Genomic DNA, 18,694 nt, shown 5'->3' on the forward strand with positions numbered 1-18,694 from the left:
CCTGTGCTGGCGGGGCTTCCTGCGTTTTTGGCAGGTTCAGGCGGGAGCGAGCGGAGCCTCCTGCACAGCCAGACGGGTGCGCAGGGCGGCGTTGATCAGGGTCTGGTAGCCGGTGCCGGTACTCTCGGCGCGCGAACGGAACGCGTCCAGCACCTCGTCGTCGAGGTAGATCGTGATGCGGGTCTTGCGCTTCGGCGGACGGGCGCGGCGGCGCGGCGCGATCGGCAGTTCGAGGGCTGCGAAATTGGCGAGGTTCGTGGTCATGGCATCTCCTTCGTCGGCAAGGCTGCTGTACCGCAGCCAATATTGTCACTATACGTAGGGCGTCGCCGCTGTTCCTCCGGAAAGCGACGAGATGCAGATTTCCGGGGATGAAATGCAGAAATCGCGTCTGAACCGTGTGAAGAAGTCGTGAAGCGTCGGGTAAGATGTGGCCATCTTGATATTGGAGGCGGAACAATGGCTGCAGGCAGTTTGCTGGCGTTAATCGACGACATCGCGAGCGTGCTCGACGATGTCGCCCTGATGAGCAAGGTGGCAGCCAAGAAGACGGCCGGGGTGCTGGGCGACGACCTGGCCCTGAACGCCCAGCAGGTGACCGGCGTGAACGCCGACCGCGAACTGCCGGTGGTGTGGGCGGTCGGGGTCGGTTCGCTGAAGAACAAGGCGATCCTGGTGCCGGCCGCGCTGGCGATCTCCGCTTTCATCCCGCAGGCGATCACGCCGCTGCTGATGGTGGGCGGCGCCTACCTCTGCTACGAGGGCTTCGAGAAGCTGGCCCACAAATTCCTGCACAGCGCCGCCGAAGACGCCGCCCACGAGGAAGAACTGGCGACGGCGCTGGCGTCCAACGCCGACATGTGCGAAGTCGAAAAGGACAAGATCAAGGGCGCGATCCGCACCGACTTCATCCTGTCGGCGGAAATCATCGTGATCGCGCTGGGCGTGGTCAACGAGCAGGGCGCGTCTTTCGGCGCCCAGGTGGCGGCCCTGGTCGCGGTGTCGATCGCGATGACGGTCGGGGTGTACGGCATCGTCGCCGGCATCGTCAAGATCGACGACCTCGGTCTTTATTTGAGCCGCAAGAGCGGCAGCGCCGTGCGCGCCATCGGCAACATGCTGTTGAAGGGCGCGCCGATGCTGATGAAATCGCTGTCGGTGATCGGCACCGTCGCCATGTTCATGGTCGGCGGCGGCATCATCGGCCATGCCTTCGAACCGCTGCACCACCTGGCGGAAGGCGCGGCCCATGCCGTGGCCGGGGTGCCGGCCGTCGGCGGCCTGCTGGCGGCGGTGGCGCCGACCTTGATCGATGCGGTGGCCGGCGTGCTCGTCGGCGCCGTGGTGCTGCTGGTGGTCACCATCGTGCAGCGCCTGCGCGGCAAAAAATAACCGCAGCACTAAACCGTCGTCCCCGCGCAGGCGGGGACCCAAGTTCGACGCGCAGTCGAAACGCAAACAAACTTGGATTCCCGCCTGCGCGGGAATGACGGAGCAGTAGCTCGCTTACGCATTCCTTACATGCACCGTGCTTAACTACGGTGTTGTGAAATTGCATCTACGCAATTGAGCGAATTGACAACAATAAATACCCGGCACAGTATCGTTAGCATCCCAACAAGAAGGATCTAGCGATGAAACAAGGATTTGCACCGGAAAAAACCGTACTCGCCTTATCGATTGCCTCGCTATTCGTTGGCGCCCCCGTGTGGGCCCAGGAAACCGGGGACAGCGCCGGCGCCGGCAACCCGGCCACCGTGGTCGTCACCGGCACCCGGGTTGCCAACCGCACCGCCCTCGACACCGCCTCGCCGGTCGACATCATCTCCGCCGACACCCTCAAGACCAGCGGTTCCACGGAACTGAACCAGGCGCTGTCGGTGGCCCTGCCTTCGCTGAACTTCCCGCGTCCCTCTCTGACCGACGGCACCGACACGATCCGCCCGGCCACCCTGCGCGGCATGGCGCCGGACCAGTCGCTGGTGCTGGTCAACTCGAAGCGCCGCCATGCCTCCTCGCTGGTAAACCTGAACGGCAGTATCGGCCGCGGTTCGGCCTCGGTCGACCTGAACACGATCCCATCCAGCATGGTCAAGACCATCGAAGTGCTGCGCGACGGCGCCGCCGCCCAATACGGCTCGGATGCGATTTCCGGCGTGGTCAACGTCCGCCTGCGCACCGACCGCAGCGGCGGCGAGGGCACCGTGGTCTATGGCGTGCACAAGACGGAATACGATCTGCTGAACGACGTCGCCCCGGCCGGCGGCACCTGGACCGCGCCGAGCTCGCGCAAGCGCACCGACGGCCAGACCACCACCGTCAGCGCCTGGAAGGGCCTGCCGTGGGGCGAGAGCGGCTACATCACCCTGGCCGCCGAATACAAGAACCAGGAACACACCGAGCGCGCCGGCTACGACATGCGCCAGCTGTATCCGAAAGTCGGTACCGCCTACGATCCGCGCGAGCTGACCATCAACCGCTTCGACGCCTGGTACGGCGAGCCCGAAGTCAAGCAGTCGACCCTGTTCGTCAACGCCGGCAACAACCTGAGCGGCGACGTCAAGATCTACGGCTGGGCCAGCTACCAGAACCGCGACGCCCGTTCGGCCGGCTACTTCCGCACCCCGCAGGATGTGCGCAACATCCCGTCGATCTATCCGGACGGCTTCCTGCCGATCATCGCGCCGACCGTCAACGACTACAGCGCCGCCGGCGGCGTGACCTGGACCCTCGGCGCCTGGGACATGGATGCGTCCATCGTCTACGGCAAGAACGAGATGGATTACGAAATCCAGAATACCCTGAACCGTTCGATCGGCCCGGCCAGCAAGACGGTGTTCGACGCCGGCGGCTACGGCTACGACCAGACAGTGCTGAACCTGACGGGCGTGCGCAAGATCGATAGCGCCGGCCTGGCCTCGCCGCTGAACGTGGCGGTCGGCATCGAAGCGCGCCGCGAAGGCTACCAGCTGAACGCCGGCGAACCGGATTCCTACCGCTACGGCGGCGTGGTGCTGGCCAACGGCACCCCGGCCGCGCCGGGCGCCCAGGTGTTCCCGGGCTTCCGTCCGGCCAACGAAACCGACGCCCACCGCAACGCGGTCGGCGCCTTCGTCGACCTGGAAGCGAACGTCACCGACCAGCTGCTGGTCTCGGGCGCCGTGCGCGGCGAGCATTACTCGGACTTCGGCAACAACCTGTCCGGCAAGCTGTCGGCGCGCTTCGATTTCAACAAGACCTTCGCCCTGCGCGGCGCACTGCAGAACGGTTTCCGCGCGCCCTCGCTGCAGCAGCAGAACTTCACCTCGACCTCGACCAACTTCATCAACGGCGTGCCCTTCGAGATCACCACCTTCAAGCCGACCGACCCGGTGGCGGTGGCGCTCGGCGCCAAGCCGCTGAAGGCCGAGAAGTCGACCAACGTCTCGCTGGGCGCGGTGATGCGCTTCGATCCGCTGACCGTGACCGTGGATGCCTACCGCATCGAGGTGACCGACCGCATCATCCTGTCGGAGAACCTGACCTCGGCGGCGGTGCGCGATTACATCGTCTCGCGCGGCTTCACCGGCGTGGGCGGCGGCCGCTTCTTCATCAACGGCGTCGACACCACCACCAAGGGCGTCGACATCGTCGCCAACTACCCGCTGAACCTCGGTTCGAACGGCCGCTTCGACTTCACCCTGGCCGGCAACTTCAACAAGACCGAAGTCACCAAGGTGCCGACCTCGGCGCAGCTGGCGGCGCTGAACCCGGCGCCGGTGCTGTTCGACCGCCTGAACGTGCTGACGCTGGAGAAGGGCCAGCCGAAGAACAAGATCACGGCGAGCGCCAACTGGAAGCTGGCGCAATGGGGCGCGACCCTGCGCGCGACCCGCTACGGCGAGGTGCTGTCGCCGGGCACGACGGCCGCCTTCGACTTCAACCTCGGCGCGAAGACCATCGTCGACCTGGAGGGGCGCTATGCGCTGACGAAGCAGGTGAACCTGGCCGTGGGTGTGGATAACGTGTTCGACCAGTACTCGGAGACGCTGCCGCCTTCCTTGAACACCACCAGCAACACGCCGTTTGCCAACTACACGCCGTTTGGTACGGGCGGGCGGTATATCTACGCTCGGGCGAACTACAGCTTCTGACCCCGTCGCCCCCGCGCAGGCGGGGGCCCAAATTTTTTCGCGTTACGCTAGCTTGGCTTGGATTCCCGCCTGCGCGGGAATGACGTTTACGGGCCGCCGGCCTTTCTCTAGAATGCGGAATCGCCCTTTCAAAGGAAGCCGCATGGCCCGCCTCGCTCTCGGTCTCGCCCTCGTTCTCGCATCCGGCAGCGTCATCGCCGCCCCGCCCGCCTGGGTCGCGCGCAGCGACGCCTACACCCAGCCGGTCCTGAAGGACACCGGCAAGTACCACCCCGAGGATTCGACCCAGCTGGGCGACGAGAGCTTCGACACCATGGTCGCCGACTTCAAGCCGCGCGACTACGAGCGCGAACTGGCCGACACCGAAAAGCGCCTGCAAGACCTGCGCCGCCAGCGCACCTTCGAGAAGGACCCGAAAGTGGGCCAGGACCTCGACATCCTGATCGACTCGCGCGAAAAGCAGGTGGCCAGCATGAAGCTGGAGCGCCAGTACCTGCTCGACTACACCAACGTCGGTGAGCTGGTGTACGGCGGCCTGCGCGCCCTGCTCGACCCGCGCAACAAGCCGGAACGCCAGAAGCTGGCCCTGGTGCGCCTGAAGCGCTACGCCGGCAAGGAAAACGGCTATGCGCCGCTCGCCACGCTGGTGCGCGCCCGCACCGAGGAACGCCTGGCCAACCAGTCGCTGATCGGACCGTACATCGAAGAAGTCCAGGAAGGCCTGAACAACAACGCCACCTACCTGGACGGCATCGAAGACCTGTTCAAGAAAGCCAGACTGACTGGCTGGGAAGCCGACCTGGCGGCCCTGCGCCAACAAGTAAAAGATTACGACGCCTTCGTGAAGAGCCGCATCCTGCCGCGCGCGCGCAAGGAGGTGCGCCTGCCGGAAGCGATCTACGTGAACCGCCTCAAGAACGTCGGCGTCGACATCGCGCCGGAGCAGATGATCGAGCGCGCCAGCTTCGATTTCCAGGAGGTGCGCGACCAGATGCAGGTGGTGGCCAACATCATCGCCGCGCAGAAGCACCTGCCCTCGAGCGACTACCGCGACGTGATGCGCGAGCTGAAGAAAACCGCGATCCCGTCCGACCAGCTGCTGCCCTACTACCGCGACAGGCTGAAGGACATCGAAGGCATCATCCGCCAGCACGAGCTGGTGACCCTGCCTGCGCGCGAAGCCAGCATCCGCACCGCCACCCCGGCCGAGGCGGCGCGCTCGCCGGCGCCCTTCATGAACCCGCCGCGCATGATCGGCAACACCGGAGAATACGGCGAATTCGTGATCCCGCTGGCCAATCCGAACGCGAAGTCGAAGGAAAAGATGAACGACTTCGACTTCGCCGCGATGTCCTGGACCCTGGCCGCGCATGAGGCGCGCCCGGGCCACGAGCTGCAGTTCGCGTCGATGGTGGAGCAGGGCATGTCGGTGGCGCGCGCCCGCTTTGCCTTCAACAGCACCAACGTCGAAGGCTGGGGCCTGTATTCGGAAGCCCTGGTGCTGCCCTACATGCCGCCGGAAGGCCAGCTGGTGTCGCTGCATGCGCGCCTGCTGCGCATGGCGCGCGCGATGCTCGACCCGCAGATCAACCTGGGCCGCATGACGCCGCAAGCGGCGAAAAGCTTCCTGATGCAGGAAGTGGTGCTGTCCGAGCCTTTCGCCCAGTCGGAAGTGGACCGCTATTCCTACCGCAGCCCCGGCCAGGCCACCGCCTACTACTACGGCTACGTGAAACTGCGCGCCCTGAAGACCCTGGCCGAGATCGAGCTGGGCGAGCGCTTTCATTTAAAGGCCTTCAACGACTTCGTGATCGCCCAGGGCATCCTGCCGCCCAAGCTGATGCGCGAGGCGGTGCTCAAGGATTTCATCCCGTCGCAGAAGCGCTGAACCTATCTCGCGCCGCCTGTGCCCGGTTTTTCGGTAAGCTTGTCTCCAACCCTTTATCTACAGGACGGAGATAATTATGCGCAAGATGATCATGATGGCGATTGCCGGCTTTCTGCTGAAAAAAGTGCAGGCGAAGTTCAGCAAGCAGACCTACCAGGCTGATCCGGTGCGCCGCGCCTGAACGCGTTCCCGGTCCGGCAAGCCCGCTCCTGATGCCAGGACGGGCTTTTTTTTCGTGCGCCAGTCAACTGATCATTGGGTTCACAATATTTGAAAATTGATGGACGGAGGGCAATGATGCGGGCTTACCAGATTCTCCCCGGCGATGGCATCGAAGGGCTGCAGTGCGTGGATTTTCCCGAGCGTGAACTGGGCATCGGCGAGGTGCGGGTGCGCGTGCACGCGGTGTCGCTGAACTACCGCGACCTGATGGTTGCGAACGGCAACTACCTGGTCACCGTCGACGACCCGATCATTCCCTGTTCGGACGGCGCCGGCGAGGTGCTGGCGGTGGGCCCGGGCGTGAGCCGGGTGCAGGTGGGCGACCGCGTGGCCGCCTCCTTTTTCCCTTACTGGCAGGACGGTCCGACCGGGCCGGACAAGATCCGCCACTCGCTGGGCGGCGACATCGACGGCATGCTGGCCGAGGAAGTCGTGCTGCCGGAAGACGCACTGGTGAAAATCCCGCCGGGCATGAGCTTCGTCGACGCCTCCACCATGCCCTGCGCCGGCGTGACCGCCTGGAACGCGATCTTCGAATCGAGCAACGGCATCCGTCCCGGCGATACCGTGCTGCTGCTGGGTACCGGCGGCGTCTCGGTGCTCGGCCTGCAGCTGGCCATCGCGGCGGGCCTGAAGACCATCATCACCTCGTCCAGCGACGAGAAGCTGCAGCGCGCCCGGGAATTGGGCGCGCACCAGACGATCAACTACCGCAGCTTCCCGGAATGGCAGGAGGAGGTGCTGCGCCTGACGCATGGCGCGGGCGCGCACGTGGTGCTGGAAGTGGGCGGGCAAGGCACGGTGAACCGCTCGGTGGCATCGAGCGCGATGGGCGGCAGCGTCGCCATCATCGGCGGCGTCAGCGGCTTCGGCGGCGAGGTCAATCCGGCCACCCTGCTGGCCGGCGCCAAGCGCATTGTCGGCATTTTCGTCGGCAGCCGGACCATGCTGGAGAAGGTGATGCGCTTTGCCGACACCAGCGGCCTGCAGCCGGTGGTCGACCGCGTGTTTACCTTCGACCAGGCCCGCGAAGCCTACCGCCACATGGAATCGGGCTCGCACTTCGGCAAAGTGGTGATCGCGGTGGCGTAGGGTGGGCACACCGTGCCCACGCCTGACATCAACTCAACGGCGAATCTGCACCAATTCGATTTCGTACAGCTTCGGCCACAGCTTGCCGGTCACATACAGCTTGCGGTGCTTGCCGTCATAAGCGATGCCGTTCAGGACCGCGTCGACCGAGCTGGTGCCCCGCTGCGCCGGCGGCAGCAGGCCGGTGAGGTCGATCCAGCCGACCACGTTGCCGCTGGCCGGGTCGATGCGCGCGATCACGTCGGTGCCCCAGACGTTGGCATACAGCTCGCCGTCGACGATTTCCAGTTCGTTCAGCTGGGCGATCGCCTTGCCCTCGGCCGTCACCTTGACGCGGCGCCGCTCTTCCAGGGTCTTCGGGTCGAGAATGCGGATCTCGGCGCTGCCGTCGCTCATGTAGACGTTCTTGTCGTCGCTGGCCAGGCCCCAGCCTTCGCCCTTGTAGTTGAAGCGGCCCTTCAGCGCAAAGGTCCTGGCGTCATAGATGAAACCGACGTTCGACTGCCAGGTCAGGCCGACGATGGTGTCGCCGACCGGGGTCGAGCCTTCGCCGAAATACTCGTCCGCCAGCGCCTTCTTCTGCAGCACCTTGCCGGTCTTGAGATCGACCTTGCGCAATGTGGACTGGCCTTTCTGGCCGGTGGTTTCGTACAGCTGGCCATCCTTGATGAACAGGCCCTGCGTAAACGCCTGCGGATCGTGCGGGTAGGTGTTCTTGACCACGAAGCCGTAGACCGGAATGGCGGCCTGGGCGATATTGACGCCTGCGAGCAGCGTGGCGGCGAGGGCGAAGGATGCGAATTTCTTCAAGGTGGACACTCCTGGTGCGGTGACGGCATAGTATGCCAGCAACGCGCCACCGCCGGGCCGGTTGACCTCACGCGCGGCGCCGCCGGTGGTAAGCTTGCGCCATCATGCAAAACAAGATCCTGACTTACCTGCAGCTGCCGCCCGGCAGCGAGCCGCCCGCGCTGGACCACCTTTCTCCCTTCCTCGCCATCGTGCTGGCCGAGGAAGAGGTCACGGAATTGTGGCAGGCCGAAATCAGCCGCTGGCTGGTGGCGGCGGGCTGCCGTTACCTGCTGGCCTGGGGCAAGGATTGCGAGGCCTGGCACGACATGGTCGAGGATGCGGCGCTGGAAGCCTTCGATTACGAAGACGTTCCCGAAGAGCACGCGGTGATCGCCACCTGGCACGAGGACGAAGACCGCGAAGAGGTGTTCTGGTTCGCCAGGCACCGCGCCGCCCACCCCAGCCACAGCTTCAAGGCCACCGTCATCCTCGATATCTCGCTGCTGAACCGCAAGGACGAGATCGAGCAGGAATACGCGGACGCCTGAGGTCAGCCGTCCGGAGCGCCTTGCGGATTTGCGTTAGCATGCGGTCTGCAATCTGCTGCTGAATAAGGAACCGGAATGGACAGTATCGACCTCGAAGTACTGCACGCCTGCGCGCAATGGATCCAGGACGGATTCCAGTGCGAGTACGTGACCGTGGTGCGCACCTGGGGCTCGAGCCCGCGTCCGGAAGGCGCGACCATGGCGATCCGCGCCGACGGCCTGGTGGTCGGCTCCGTTTCCGGCGGCTGCATCGAGGACGACCTGATCGCCGCGGTGCGCGAGAAGGGCATCACCCGCACCAAGCCGGAAGTCGTCACCTACGGCATTTCCGCCGACGAGGCGCACCGCTTCGGCCTGCCCTGCGGCGGCACGATCCAGTTGGTCGTGGAACCGCTGGGCGCGCACAGCCGCATGAATGAACTGCTGGCGCTGGCGCAGCGCCGCGTGCTGACCCGCCGCACGCTGCAGCTGGAGACCGGCGCGGTCGCGCTGTCGACGGCGGCGCCGGAGGACCAGCTGCGCATGCAGGACGGCGTTCTCGTCACCGTGCACGGGCCGCGCCTGCGCATGCTGATCATCGGCGCCGGCCAGCTGTCGCAGTTCCTGGCGCAGATCGCGGTGGGGCTGGAATACCAGGTGACGGTGTGCGACCCGCGCGAGGAATACCGCGGCAGCTGGGCCCTAGGAGGCGTGGACGTCGTGCACGCGATGCCGGACGACGTCGTGCTCGAGATGAAGCTCGACAGCCGCAGCGCCGTGATCGCGCTGACCCACGACCCCAAGCTGGACGACCTGGCCCTGATGGAAGCGCTGAAAACCGACGCCTTCTATGTCGGCGCGATCGGCTCGCGCGTCAACAATGCACGGCGCCGCGAGCGCCTGCGCGAGTTCGACCTGACGGAAGCGCAGATCGCGAAGCTGCACGGGCCGATCGGCATCTACATCGGCAGCAAGACGCCCTACGAGATCGCCGTGTCCATCCTGGCCGAGCTGACCGCCGTGAAGAACGGGGTCGCGCTGCCGGTGCAGATGTCGGTGGAGGGCGGCAAGGCGCTGGCCAGGGACTTGCCCGAGAATCCGCTGGCGGCGTAGCCAGCTGCTGCTTCAGGCATCCTTCAGCAGCAGCAGCGCCAGCACCAGCATCGTCGTCCCCGTAAACCCTTCGATGGCGCGCCAGACCATCGGCCGGCCCAGCACGAAGGCGCAACGCCGCGCGCCCAGGCCGAGCAGCGAAAACCACAGCAGCGAAGCCGTCATCGCACCAAGCGCGAAGGCACCGCGGTGCCCGGCCGCCAGGCTGCCGCCGACCGCGCCCAGCAGCACCACGGTATCCAGGTAGACGTGGGGATTCAGCAGCGACATCGCCATCACCGTCACCAGGGCGCGGCGCGCGGTGGGTGGCTGCTGCCCGGCGGCCACCGGTCCCGCAGCGCCGCCACCGAGCGCGCCTTTCCAGCAGCGCAGTCCGTACCACAGCAGGAACAGGGCGCCGCCGTAGCGCGCCGCCGCCAGCAGCCAGCTCGAGGACTCGACCAGCTGGCCGAGACCCGCCATGCCGAGCGCGATCAGGGTCACGTCGACGAGGACGCAGGCCGCCACCGTCAAGCCCACGTGCCGCCCGCCGACCCCGGTGCGGATCACGTGCGCGTTCTGGGCGCCGATCGGCATGATCAGGCTGGCGCCCATGCCCAGTCCCTGTAGAAATACCTGCTGCGAAAACATCGTGCTCTCCTGTGCGTAGAACGCCAGGATGCGTGCCCGGCCGCGAATCTTCAATTACATTAACGAAATCTAATCCACCATAAATTTCGCTAACCCATGAAGATCGATCCGCGCCGCAGCGAGGCTTTCCTCGCCGCCGTCGACAGCGGCAGCCTGGAAGCGGCCGCCAGCCGGCTGAAGCTCACGCCCTCGGCCGTGTCCCAGCGCATTTCCGCGCTCGAACAGGACCTCGGCACGCCGCTGCTGATCCGCAGCCGTCCCTGCCGCCCGACCGCGCCCGGCATGCGCCTGCTGCAGTTTTTACGCAGGCGCGAACTGCTGGAAGCCGAGTTCCTGGCCGAGACCGAGGACGCCACCGTGCCGGTACGGGTGCCGCTGGCCGTCAACAACGACACCCTCGCGACCTGGCTGCTGCCGGTGCTGGCGCCGGTGCTGGCGGCGGAAGGGCTGCTGGTCGAATTCGTGCTGGACGACCAGTGGCACACTTTCACGCTGCTCGAACAGGGGCGCGCCCTGGCCTGTATCTCCGGCGAGCCGGAACCGATGCGCGGCTGCACCGTCACGCCGCTGGGCATCATGCGCTACCGCCTGGTGGCGTCGAAGGATTTCGCGCAACGCTGGTTCCCCGGCGGTTTTACGCGCGAGGCGGCGCGGAAGGCGCCGGTGGTGGTGTTCGACCGCAAGGATTCGCTGCAGGCGGCCTTCCTGCTGCAGCATTTCGGGCTGCCCGAGGGCTCGTATCCCTTTCACTACGTGCCGGCCAGCGACCCGTTCGCGCAGGCGATCCGGCTCGGCCTCGGCTACGGCATGCTGCCGCTGGAGCAGTGCGCGGCGATGCTCGAAGCCGGCCAGCTGGTCGACCTGACCCCGCAGCTTCACATGGACGTGAGCCTGCACTGGCATGCCTGGCGGATCCAGCCGCCGAGGCTGGAACGCATGGGCGCGGCGCTGGTGAAGGGAGCGCGCGCGGTGCTGCTGCCATCCTGAGCAGCCGCTGCGGCGACGGGCAGCCACTGCACGACGCCCCAGGCGAATTCCGGCAGCACGAACAGCCACAGAATCGGGGCGCCGGTCATGGCCAGGGTCCAGCCCATCCAGGACGCGAACAGGAAGCGCGTAACGCCGTCGTAGCGTCCGAGCACCGCCTCGGTCCTGCGCAGGCGCAGTACGCTCCAGGTCAGCACCACGCTGCCCATCAGGCCGGCGAAGAAGATGTGAAAGGGAGAAAAGGCCGGCAGGGCGCCGCCGCCCAGCGCCTGGTTGAGCGCGGACAGCTGGGCGTGCACGAGCGCGAAGCTCCAGGGCGTGGCAAACGGCGCGGTCAGCAGCAGGTCGTACCAGGCGCTGGCGCGGACGATTTTCAGATAAGCGGGCAGGTTCATGATGGCTCCGTCGATGGGATACCTGCATCATCAAGGCTGGAGTACACTCCAGGGTCAAGCTCTTTCATCGCCGCCCATGAAAATCGGAGAACTGGCATCCGCCACCGGCCTGAGCCGGGACACCCTGCGCTTCTATGAAAAGCGCGGCCTGCTGCTGCCCCGCCGCCGCGACAACGGCTACCGCGACTATCCGCCGGAAGCCGTGCAATGGCTGTGCTACCTGCGCAGCGCCCAGCAGCTCGGCTTCACGCTGGCCGAGATCGAAGCCGGCATGCCGCTGCTGGAATCGCCCGACGCCTCCGCCACCGAGCTGCGGGACGCGCTGCGCCGCAAGCTGGCCGACATGGACGCCCGCATCGCCGCCCTGGGCGCGCTGCGGACCGAACTGGCGCGCGAACTCGAAGAGCCGGGCGCCTGTCCGCTAAGGCAGTAGGAATTTGTTACAAGAACATGTCCGCGTGCTACTCTCCTGCCGCGTTAGAGTCACGGGCGCCCGTGATAGGCGCGCGTAGAACAATTCAGAGGAGAGATCACATGAAACGCCTGTTAGCCGCCGCCGCCGTGCTGGCCACCCTTGCCCAAGCCGCAGCCGCCGGCGAGATCACGCTGTTCACCGACAGCGACTTCCGCGGCGCCCGCCTGAGCATCGACCGGGATGCCTACAACCTGGCCGACATGGGCTTCAACGACCGCGCCTCCAGCCTGGTCGTGCGCTCGGGCGTCTGGCAGGTCTGCGAGAACAAGGACTTCGGCGGCTACTGCGCCGAGTTCGGCCCCGGCGAATACCGCGAACTGCCGCGCTTCAATGACCGCATCTCGTCGGTGCGCGAAATCTCGCGCGGCCGCGGCGGCGACGACCGCCGCGGCGGCCCGGGCTGGCGTGGCGAGCGCGATGACCGCCGTGATGACCGCCGCGACGAGCGTGGCGGCCGCGGCGACGCGGTCCAGCTGTTCTCCGGCCAGCGCTTCGAGGGCCCCGCCGTCAGCCTGTCCGGCGACGTGCGCGAACTGAACGACGTCGGCTTCAACGACCGCGCCGGCTCCATCGTCATCCACGAAGGGCGCTGGGAATTCTGCGAGCACGGCGACTTCCGCGGCCAGTGCGTCGTGTTCGGCCCGGGCCGCTATCCCTTCCTGGAGGGGATGAACAACCGCATCTCGTCGATGCGCCGGGTGCGCTGAGGCTTATGCAAACATCCCGCTGCGCGGCGCGGCGCAGGCGCAGCAGCGGCGCCGATCCCACCGACAGGCTGGGCGGCACGAAGCCCGGATCGCAGCGCCAGCGCCAGCGCCAGCATGCGCAGCACCTTGCTGCCGAGGGCGTCGCGTAGATCGCCAGGCGTTCCTCGCCCCACGCATACGGATGCACCGCATCGATACTTTTGGCGCTGTTCGCATTAAGTGTGGAATCATCTTGAACGGCCGAGGTCCAACATCGACCTGAACCGAAGCCGGAGGCGCCATGCATGCCCGCACGTTCGAACACTTCCTCAAGCAGATTCCCGTTTTGACCCGGCGCCAGCGCGAACGCCTGCGGGCCCTGCTGTTGCCGGCAGCAAAGCTCGACAAGACCGTCGAGCTCATCGAACAAATGGCGGCGCCGCGGCTCGCCTGCCCGGCCTGCGGCTCACGCCAACTCTACCGGCATGGCCAGGCGCACGGCCTGCAGCGCTATCGCTGCCGCGGCTGCGGCCGTACCTGCAACGCGCTGAGCGGCACGCCATTGGCGCGTTTGCGCCACAAACAGCACTGGTTCGACTATCTGGACCGCATGCTTGACTCGCGCAGCATTCGGCGTGCCGCCGCCGAGCTCGGCGTGGCGAGCGCGACCAGCTTCCGCTGGCGTCACCGCTTCCTGGGACTGAGCAAGGAAGATCGGGCCGCTTGCCTCACCGGGATCGCCGAGGCGGACGAAATGTATGTGCTCGAATCCCACAAGGGCTCGCGACATTTACAGCGCGCGCCACGCAAACGCGGCGGCAAAGCGACAAGACGCGGCATCTCGAACGAGCAAATGTGCATCCTGGTCGCCCGTGACCGCACCGGCCAGACCCTCGACTGGGTGCCCGGCAAAGGACCGGTGACGCGGGCGCAACTGCACGAGCATTTGAAGTCGCGGCTGGAACCCGACGTCCTGCTGGTCACCGATGCCCATGCCGCCTACCGGGCCTTCGCAGCCGAGGCGGGTATTACCCACCAAGCGGTCAATCCGAAAGCAGGGGTAAGGACGCGCGGCGCCATCCACGTGCAGAACGTCAACGCCTATCACAGCCGGCTGCGCGCCTGGCTGCTGCCGTTTCGCGGTGTGGCCAGCCGCTACCTGGGCAATTACCTGGGGTGGCGCTGGGCGCTGGATGGCGGACGCATCGGCACCTCGGACGCCTTCCTCAGAGCGGCGCTCGGCGTTTTCAACACGTAACGCGAACAGCGCCATACTTTTTGGCAGGCGGTGCTCGTGGTATTGATCCTGGCGCTGGAAGTGCTGCGGACGCAGCAGCAGGCCCTCGCCCCAAAGTACCTTGCTGTTCATGGCGCCATCCCTCCTGTCGAGTCCTCCACCATGGCTTTTTCGTGGCGTTCTTTTTATGGGAACCCCGATGGGTCTTGCTCCCGGTCAATGTTTTGTTAGCGCAGGACCAACTGAACTATTTTTTCGCCGGCGTCTATGTAAGACTTTCCGCTCGATCAAGGGAGGGATGCCGATGAAAGGGTTCACGCCTGGTTTATTCGACCGCCTGCTCGGCATACCGGCGCGTCACGCAGCCGGCGGCGGCGCCACCGTCTCGCGGATCTCGGCCGATGACCTGAAGGACGCGGTGGCGCGCGACCTCGAGGCCCTGCTGAATACCCGCGCCGTGATCGACGAGGAACTGCTCAAGGACTTCCCGGAATGCAGCCGCTCGATCCTGAACTATGGCCTCAGCGATTTCGCCGACCGCTCGCTGTCCAGCCCCGCCGACCGCGCCCACATCTGCGCCTGCCTGGAAAAGGTCATCGGGCGCCACGAGCCGCGCCTGCGCAACGTGAAAGCCTCGCTCGAGATCCGCGAGGGGGCCGTGAACCGCCTGAATTTCTCGATCACGGCGCTGCTGGTGGCCAGCAGCTCGCAGGAGCCGGTCAACTTCGACGCCGTGCTGCAGCGCTCGACCCTCCAGTACAGCATCAGCAAGGCCGGTCGCGCAGGATCGGCATCGACCGCGCCGGCGCCGGCCTGAAGCTCACGATCGCCGCCACCGGCGAGCAGGCGCCCGGCTGGCTGCAGTTGCCGCGACTGCGCGCCGACTCGAACACGGCGCGCATGCTGGCGACCCTGTCGACGAACAAGCTGCTGCTCGGCTGTACGCCGGTGGTGAACCTGTTCCGCACCAAGGGCGATCCGATCCGCCTGACCCATACCAGCGCCAGCTATCCGGTGCTGGCCGATGCGCGCCGCGCCTTCGCCTACGAGGCGCAGGCGATCGATTCGGTCTCGCTGGTGCGCCAGACCCCGCAGGGCGAAACCATCATCGCCTATCAACCCTTTTATTCGCTCAAGCATGCCTTGTTTACCGGCGTGACGCTCGAATACGAAATGGCACTGGTGCCGTGCGCGGCCGACGTGCGCGAGGTGGCCATGAAAGAGGGATCGGCCATCGGCCGCCTGGGCTGGGATGCCGACCTGGTCGAGGGCACGCAGGCGCAGGACCGGCGCGACCTGCGCGACGGATTGCACGCGCTTTAAGCGGCGCCCTCGTCGCCGAACAGGCCGCCGCCATCCCAGGTGTGCAATCCGGCTGCCGCCTGGCCGGACACCGCCTTGCCGGCCTGGCCCAGGCTCTTGAGCAGGCGCGGGAAGGCGCGGCAATAGGTCGACTGCACCCCGGCCAGGCGCGCCAGCCGGGCGTAAGTGAGCACCATCCCCTCCGGCACCGCGCACAAGACCTGCGCAACCCGCTCCCGCCAGTCATCTGACCAGGCGGCTAGCGGCCGGCCCAGGTCTCGGATGCGGTCGCCGGGGTGGACGACACCGCCGGCCAGCACGCGCGCCAGCACGCCGCGGCGCCTGCCGATCCGCGCCGCCACGCCGGCCCTGTGCGCATCGAGGTAGCCGCAGGCTTCGCACTGGAACATCAGGCGCAGCCGGACGGCATCGCCGATCTGCAGTACGGCGCCGGACAGCAGTTGCGAGGTGTCGAGGTCGAGCAGCAGGTTCTCGCCCAGCGCATGCGCCGGCAGATCCAGGCCGGCGTAGACGGCGGCGCTGGCCAGCAGCACCTGGCGCGGCGACAGCGGATCGGCGTGGCGGTCGCCATTCACGCCGGTGCCGGGAAGAGCCTCGAGCTGCGCCGCCGGCGTCGAGCCGGCGCTGTGCGGTGCACGCAGCGCCAACGCCAGAACGCGCCCCGAGTCGGTATCAAACATGATGAATACCTTGGCTCAAAAACGTCGTCCCCGCGAAGGCGGGGACCCAAGTTTGCAAGCGTTTCGATAGCGCAAACAAAACTTGGGTCCCCGCCTGCGCGGGGACGACGGGTGTACTACAGCTAACTTAAGCCAGCGAAGCCAGCGCCTGATTGAAGGTCGCGCTCGGACGCATCACGGCTTTCACCTTGGCGTTGTCCGGCTGGTAGTAGCCGCCGATGTCGACTGCCTTGCCCTGGACTTCCAGCAGCTCGGCCACGATCTTCTGCTCGTTCTCGGCCAGGTTCTTGGCCAGCGGCGCGAAGTAGGCTGCCAGTTCGGCGTCCTCGGTCTGCGCGGCCAGTTCCTGGGCCCAGAACAGCGACAGGTAGAACTGGCTGCCGCGGTTGTCGAGTTCACCGGTCTTCGGCGACGGCGACTTGCGGTTGTCCAGCAGCTTGCCGGTGGCGGCGTCCAGGGTCTGGGCCAGGATCTTGGCCTTGGCGGAACCGGTCTTCAGGCCCAGGTCTTCCAGGCTGACGGCCAGCGCCAGGAACTCGCCCAGCGAATCCCAGCGCAGGTGGTTCTCTTCAACCAGCTGCTGCACGTGCTTCGGCGCCGAGCCGCCGGCGCCGGTTTCGTACATGCCGCCGCCCGCCATCAGCGGAACGATCGACAGCATCTTGGCGCTGGTGCCCAGTTCCAGGATCGGGAACAGGTCGGTCAGGTAGTCGCGCAGGATGTTGCCGGTCACCGAGATGGTGTCCAGGCCGCGGGCCACGCGCTCCAGGGTGTAGCGCATCGCGCGCACCTGCGACATGATCTGGATGTCCAGGCCGGTGGTGTCGTGATCCTTCAGGTAGGTCTTGACCTTCTTGATCACTTCATTCTCGTGCGGGCGGTACGGGTCCAGCCAGAACACGGCCGGCATGCCCGAGTTGCGGGCGCGGGTAACGGCCAGCTTGACCCAGTCGCGGATCGGCGCGTCCTTCACCTGGCACATGCGCCAGATGTCGCCCTTTTCGACGTTCTGCGACATCAGCACTTCGCCGGTGGCGAGGTCGGTGATGTTGGCGATGCCGTCTTCCGGGATCTCGAAGGTCTTGTCGTGCGAGCCGTATTCCTCGGCCTGCTGCGCCATCAGGCCCACGTTCGGAACGGTGCCCATGGTCTTCGGATCGAAGGCGCCATGCCATTTGCAGAAGTTGATGATCTCCTGGTAGATACGGGCGAAGGTCGATTCCGGAATGACGGCCTTGACTTCCTTCAGGCGGCCATCGGCGCCGTACATCTTGCCGCCGGCGCGGATCATGGCCGGCATCGACGCATCGACGATCACGTCGTTCGGCGAGTGGAAGTTGGTGATGCCCTTGGCCGAGTCGACCATGGCCAGCGCCGGACGGTGTTCCTGGCAGGCGTGGATGTCGCGGACGATTTCTTCGCGCTGCGAATCCGGCAGGGTGGCGATCTTGTTGTACAGGTCGGCCATGCCGTTGTTGACGTTCACGCCCAGGCTGTCGAACAGCGCGCCGTGCTTCTCGAAGGCGTCCTTGTAGAAGGTGCGCACGGCGTGGCCGAACACGATCGGGTGCGAGACCTTCATCATGGTCGCTTTCACGTGCAGCGAGAACATCACGCCGGTCTTGTGCGCGTCTTCGATCTGCTGCTCGTAGAAGGCCAGCAGCGCCTTGCGGCTCATGAACATCGAGTCGATGATCTCGCCATCCTGCAGCGCCACCTTCTGCTTCAGCACCAGGGTCTGGCCGCTCTTGGTCAGCAGTTCCATCTTGACGTCGCGAGCCTGGTCCAGGGTCATCGACTTTTCGCCATGATAGAAGTCGCCACCGGTCATGTGCGACACGTGGGTGCGCGAGGCCGGCGACCATTCGCCCATCGAGTGCGGGTTCTTGCGTGCGTATTCCTTGACGGCCTTGGGCGCGCGGCGGTCGGAGTTACCTTCGCGCAGGACCGGGTTCACGGACGAGCCGATGCACTTGCCGTAGCGCGCCTTGATTTCTTTTTCTTCGTCGGTCTTGGGATCGGCCGGGTAGTCGGGCAGGTCGTAGCCCTTGCCCTGCAGTTCCTTGATGGCGTTGACCAGCTGGCCCACCGAAGCGCTGATGTTCGGCAGCTTGATGATGTTGGCGTCCGCTTCGAGGGTTTTCTTGCCCAGCTCGCTCAGGGTGTCAGGCACACGCTGCTCGGCGGTCAGGCGCTCGGGAAACTGGGCCAGGATACGGGCGGCGACCGAAATGTCGCTTTCCTGGATACGGATACCAGCAGGTTTGGTGAAGGTGCTGACGACGGGCAGGAAGGCGTGGGTAGCCAGCAGGGGCGCCTCGTCGGTTAAGGTGTAGATGATGGTCGGATCGCTGCTCATACGCTTTTTCCTCGGTGTTCGCGAAGGGTAGGGAAACTAATACTAAAATGACATCGACTGTCCTGGCTCGCGGGTCTGTGCCCACTGTTCAAGCGGTGATCCTAACCGATCTAACCCGAAGCTTGGCGCTTTTCGCCGCGCCCTGACTGCTTGTC

18 protein-coding genes and 1 pseudogene are annotated in these 18,694 nt (G+C 65.9%); 13 read left to right on the plus strand and 6 right to left on the minus strand.

What is annotated here, in order from left to right; all coding sequences use genetic code 11:
• Nucleotides 1-36: 36 nt before the first annotated feature.
• Nucleotides 37-264, minus strand: coding sequence for a BrnA antitoxin family protein (locus ACFPO9_RS26360; RefSeq protein ID WP_379777147.1), 228 nt, complete (start codon nt 262-264; stop codon nt 37-39).
• Nucleotides 265-459: 195 nt separating this feature from the next.
• On the opposite strand from ACFPO9_RS26360, the gene ACFPO9_RS26365 reads away from it, so the two are divergent.
• The 4 genes from ACFPO9_RS26365 to ACFPO9_RS26380 all read left to right on the plus strand — a co-directional run bounded on the left by ACFPO9_RS26365 (nt 460) and on the right by ACFPO9_RS26380 (nt 7,335).
• Nucleotides 460-1,392, plus strand: coding sequence for a DUF808 domain-containing protein (locus tag ACFPO9_RS26365; RefSeq protein WP_379777149.1), 933 nt, complete (start codon nt 460-462; stop codon nt 1,390-1,392).
• 314 nt (nt 1,393-1,706) lie between these two features.
• Nucleotides 1,707-4,133 (plus strand): TonB-dependent receptor plug domain-containing protein, encoded by a 2,427-nt coding sequence (locus tag ACFPO9_RS26370; RefSeq protein ID WP_379777152.1) that lies wholly within the window; start codon nt 1,707-1,709, stop codon nt 4,131-4,133.
• A 142-nt stretch (nt 4,134-4,275) separates the two neighbouring features.
• A complete protein-coding gene (locus ACFPO9_RS26375; protein WP_379777155.1) occupies nt 4,276-6,021 on the plus strand; it encodes a DUF885 domain-containing protein in 1,746 nt (581 codons plus the stop codon).
• 297 nt (nt 6,022-6,318) lie between these two features.
• Nucleotides 6,319-7,335: a zinc-dependent alcohol dehydrogenase family protein gene (locus ACFPO9_RS26380; RefSeq protein WP_379777653.1), complete on the plus strand. Its 1,017-nt coding sequence runs from the start codon at nt 6,319-6,321 to the stop codon at nt 7,333-7,335.
• Between the two features lie 33 nt (nt 7,336-7,368).
• Here ACFPO9_RS26380 and ACFPO9_RS26385 read toward each other — a convergent pair whose 3' ends face one another.
• Nucleotides 7,369-8,145 carry a glutaminyl-peptide cyclotransferase gene (locus tag ACFPO9_RS26385; RefSeq protein ID WP_379777158.1) on the minus strand — a complete coding sequence of 259 codons (777 nt, stop codon included), beginning with the start codon at nt 8,143-8,145 and terminating at the stop codon, nt 7,369-7,371.
• A gap of 104 nt (nt 8,146-8,249) precedes the next feature.
• On the opposite strand from ACFPO9_RS26385, the gene ACFPO9_RS26390 reads away from it, so the two are divergent.
• Together ACFPO9_RS26390 and ACFPO9_RS26395 are read left to right on the plus strand one after the other, a co-directional pair.
• On the plus strand, nt 8,250-8,675 hold the full coding sequence (locus tag ACFPO9_RS26390) for a DUF7684 family protein (RefSeq protein ID WP_379777161.1): 426 nt from the start codon (nt 8,250-8,252) through the stop codon (nt 8,673-8,675).
• A gap of 75 nt (nt 8,676-8,750) precedes the next feature.
• Nucleotides 8,751-9,767: an XdhC family protein gene (locus ACFPO9_RS26395; protein WP_379777163.1), complete on the plus strand. Its 1,017-nt coding sequence runs from the start codon at nt 8,751-8,753 to the stop codon at nt 9,765-9,767.
• A gap of 12 nt (nt 9,768-9,779) precedes the next feature.
• Here ACFPO9_RS26395 and ACFPO9_RS26400 read toward each other — a convergent pair whose 3' ends face one another.
• The gene (locus tag ACFPO9_RS26400; RefSeq protein ID WP_379777165.1) at nt 9,780-10,397 is read right to left on the minus strand and encodes a LysE/ArgO family amino acid transporter; all 618 of its coding nucleotides are present in this window, start codon (nt 10,395-10,397) and stop codon (nt 9,780-9,782) included.
• A gap of 96 nt (nt 10,398-10,493) precedes the next feature.
• Between ACFPO9_RS26400 and ACFPO9_RS26405 the strand changes: the two genes are divergently transcribed.
• A complete protein-coding gene (locus ACFPO9_RS26405) occupies nt 10,494-11,384 on the plus strand; it encodes a LysR family transcriptional regulator ArgP (RefSeq protein ID WP_379777167.1) in 891 nt (296 codons plus the stop codon).
• On the opposite strand, the gene ACFPO9_RS26410 is transcribed toward ACFPO9_RS26405, so the two are convergent.
• Entirely contained in the window at nt 11,273-11,779 is a 507-nt protein-coding gene (locus tag ACFPO9_RS26410; RefSeq protein ID WP_379777170.1) for a hypothetical protein, read from the minus strand. The two genes, ACFPO9_RS26405 and ACFPO9_RS26410, sit on opposite strands and share 112 nt — an antisense overlap.
• A gap of 76 nt (nt 11,780-11,855) precedes the next feature.
• On the opposite strand from ACFPO9_RS26410, the gene ACFPO9_RS26415 reads away from it, so the two are divergent.
• From ACFPO9_RS26415 to ACFPO9_RS26440, 6 genes and pseudogenes are all read left to right on the plus strand, one after another.
• Nucleotides 11,856-12,212, plus strand: coding sequence for a MerR family transcriptional regulator (locus tag ACFPO9_RS26415; protein WP_379777173.1), 357 nt, complete (start codon nt 11,856-11,858; stop codon nt 12,210-12,212).
• A gap of 101 nt (nt 12,213-12,313) precedes the next feature.
• Nucleotides 12,314-12,961: a beta/gamma crystallin-related protein gene (locus ACFPO9_RS26420; protein ID WP_379777175.1), complete on the plus strand. Its 648-nt coding sequence runs from the start codon at nt 12,314-12,316 to the stop codon at nt 12,959-12,961.
• 5 nt (nt 12,962-12,966) lie between these two features.
• Nucleotides 12,967-13,110, plus strand: a complete 144-nt coding sequence (locus ACFPO9_RS26425; RefSeq protein ID WP_379777178.1) for a hypothetical protein — start codon at nt 12,967-12,969, stop codon at nt 13,108-13,110.
• A 131-nt stretch (nt 13,111-13,241) separates the two neighbouring features.
• The gene (locus ACFPO9_RS26430; protein WP_379777181.1) at nt 13,242-14,198 is read left to right on the plus strand and encodes an IS1595 family transposase; all 957 of its coding nucleotides are present in this window, start codon (nt 13,242-13,244) and stop codon (nt 14,196-14,198) included.
• A 283-nt stretch (nt 14,199-14,481) separates the two neighbouring features.
• On the plus strand, nt 14,482-14,994 hold the full coding sequence (gene tssE, locus ACFPO9_RS26435) for a type VI secretion system baseplate subunit TssE (RefSeq protein ID WP_379777184.1): 513 nt from the start codon (nt 14,482-14,484) through the stop codon (nt 14,992-14,994).
• 41 nt (nt 14,995-15,035) lie between these two features.
• Nucleotides 15,036-15,317 (plus strand): annotated as a pseudogene (locus tag ACFPO9_RS26440) (type VI secretion system baseplate subunit TssF); the annotation flags it as partial.
• Between the two features lie 179 nt (nt 15,318-15,496).
• On the opposite strand, the gene ACFPO9_RS26445 reads toward ACFPO9_RS26440, so the two are convergent.
• A complete protein-coding gene (locus ACFPO9_RS26445; RefSeq protein WP_379777188.1) occupies nt 15,497-16,180 on the minus strand; it encodes an MOSC domain-containing protein in 684 nt (227 codons plus the stop codon).
• 127 nt (nt 16,181-16,307) lie between these two features.
• Nucleotides 16,308-18,539, minus strand: a complete 2,232-nt coding sequence (locus tag ACFPO9_RS26450) for an NADP-dependent isocitrate dehydrogenase (RefSeq protein ID WP_379777191.1) — start codon at nt 18,537-18,539, stop codon at nt 16,308-16,310.
• Nucleotides 18,540-18,694 lie beyond the last annotated feature (155 nt).

The organism is Massilia aerilata (assembly GCF_042656905.1).
Classification (GTDB): domain Bacteria; phylum Pseudomonadota; class Gammaproteobacteria; order Burkholderiales; family Burkholderiaceae_D; genus Telluria; species Telluria aerilata.

What these genes read in the sequence shown, in the direction of transcription:
- ACFPO9_RS26375 (WP_379777155.1), top strand. Translation starts at nt 4,276, where the DNA reads ATGGCCCGCCTCGCTCTCGGTCTCGCCCTCGTTCTCGCATCCGGCAGC.
- ACFPO9_RS26410 (WP_379777170.1), bottom strand. Translation starts at nt 11,779, where the DNA reads ATGAACCTGCCCGCTTATCTGAAAATCGTCCGCGCCAGCGCCTGGTAC.
- ACFPO9_RS26390 (WP_379777161.1), top strand. Translation starts at nt 8,250, where the DNA reads ATGCAAAACAAGATCCTGACTTACCTGCAGCTGCCGCCCGGCAGCGAG.
- ACFPO9_RS26380 (WP_379777653.1), top strand. Translation starts at nt 6,319, where the DNA reads ATGCGGGCTTACCAGATTCTCCCCGGCGATGGCATCGAAGGGCTGCAG.
- ACFPO9_RS26400 (WP_379777165.1), bottom strand. Translation starts at nt 10,397, where the DNA reads ATGTTTTCGCAGCAGGTATTTCTACAGGGACTGGGCATGGGCGCCAGC.
- ACFPO9_RS26415 (WP_379777173.1), top strand. Translation starts at nt 11,856, where the DNA reads ATGAAAATCGGAGAACTGGCATCCGCCACCGGCCTGAGCCGGGACACC.
- ACFPO9_RS26430 (WP_379777181.1), top strand. Translation starts at nt 13,242, where the DNA reads ATGCATGCCCGCACGTTCGAACACTTCCTCAAGCAGATTCCCGTTTTG.
- ACFPO9_RS26365 (WP_379777149.1), top strand. Translation starts at nt 460, where the DNA reads ATGGCTGCAGGCAGTTTGCTGGCGTTAATCGACGACATCGCGAGCGTG.
- ACFPO9_RS26395 (WP_379777163.1), top strand. Translation starts at nt 8,751, where the DNA reads ATGGACAGTATCGACCTCGAAGTACTGCACGCCTGCGCGCAATGGATC.
- ACFPO9_RS26445 (WP_379777188.1), bottom strand. Translation starts at nt 16,180, where the DNA reads ATGTTTGATACCGACTCGGGGCGCGTTCTGGCGTTGGCGCTGCGTGCA.
- ACFPO9_RS26450 (WP_379777191.1), bottom strand. Translation starts at nt 18,539, where the DNA reads ATGAGCAGCGATCCGACCATCATCTACACCTTAACCGACGAGGCGCCC.
- tssE (WP_379777184.1), top strand. Translation starts at nt 14,482, where the DNA reads ATGAAAGGGTTCACGCCTGGTTTATTCGACCGCCTGCTCGGCATACCG.
- ACFPO9_RS26420 (WP_379777175.1), top strand. Translation starts at nt 12,314, where the DNA reads ATGAAACGCCTGTTAGCCGCCGCCGCCGTGCTGGCCACCCTTGCCCAA.
- ACFPO9_RS26425 (WP_379777178.1), top strand. Translation starts at nt 12,967, where the DNA reads ATGCAAACATCCCGCTGCGCGGCGCGGCGCAGGCGCAGCAGCGGCGCC.
- ACFPO9_RS26405 (WP_379777167.1), top strand. Translation starts at nt 10,494, where the DNA reads ATGAAGATCGATCCGCGCCGCAGCGAGGCTTTCCTCGCCGCCGTCGAC.
- ACFPO9_RS26360 (WP_379777147.1), bottom strand. Translation starts at nt 264, where the DNA reads ATGACCACGAACCTCGCCAATTTCGCAGCCCTCGAACTGCCGATCGCG.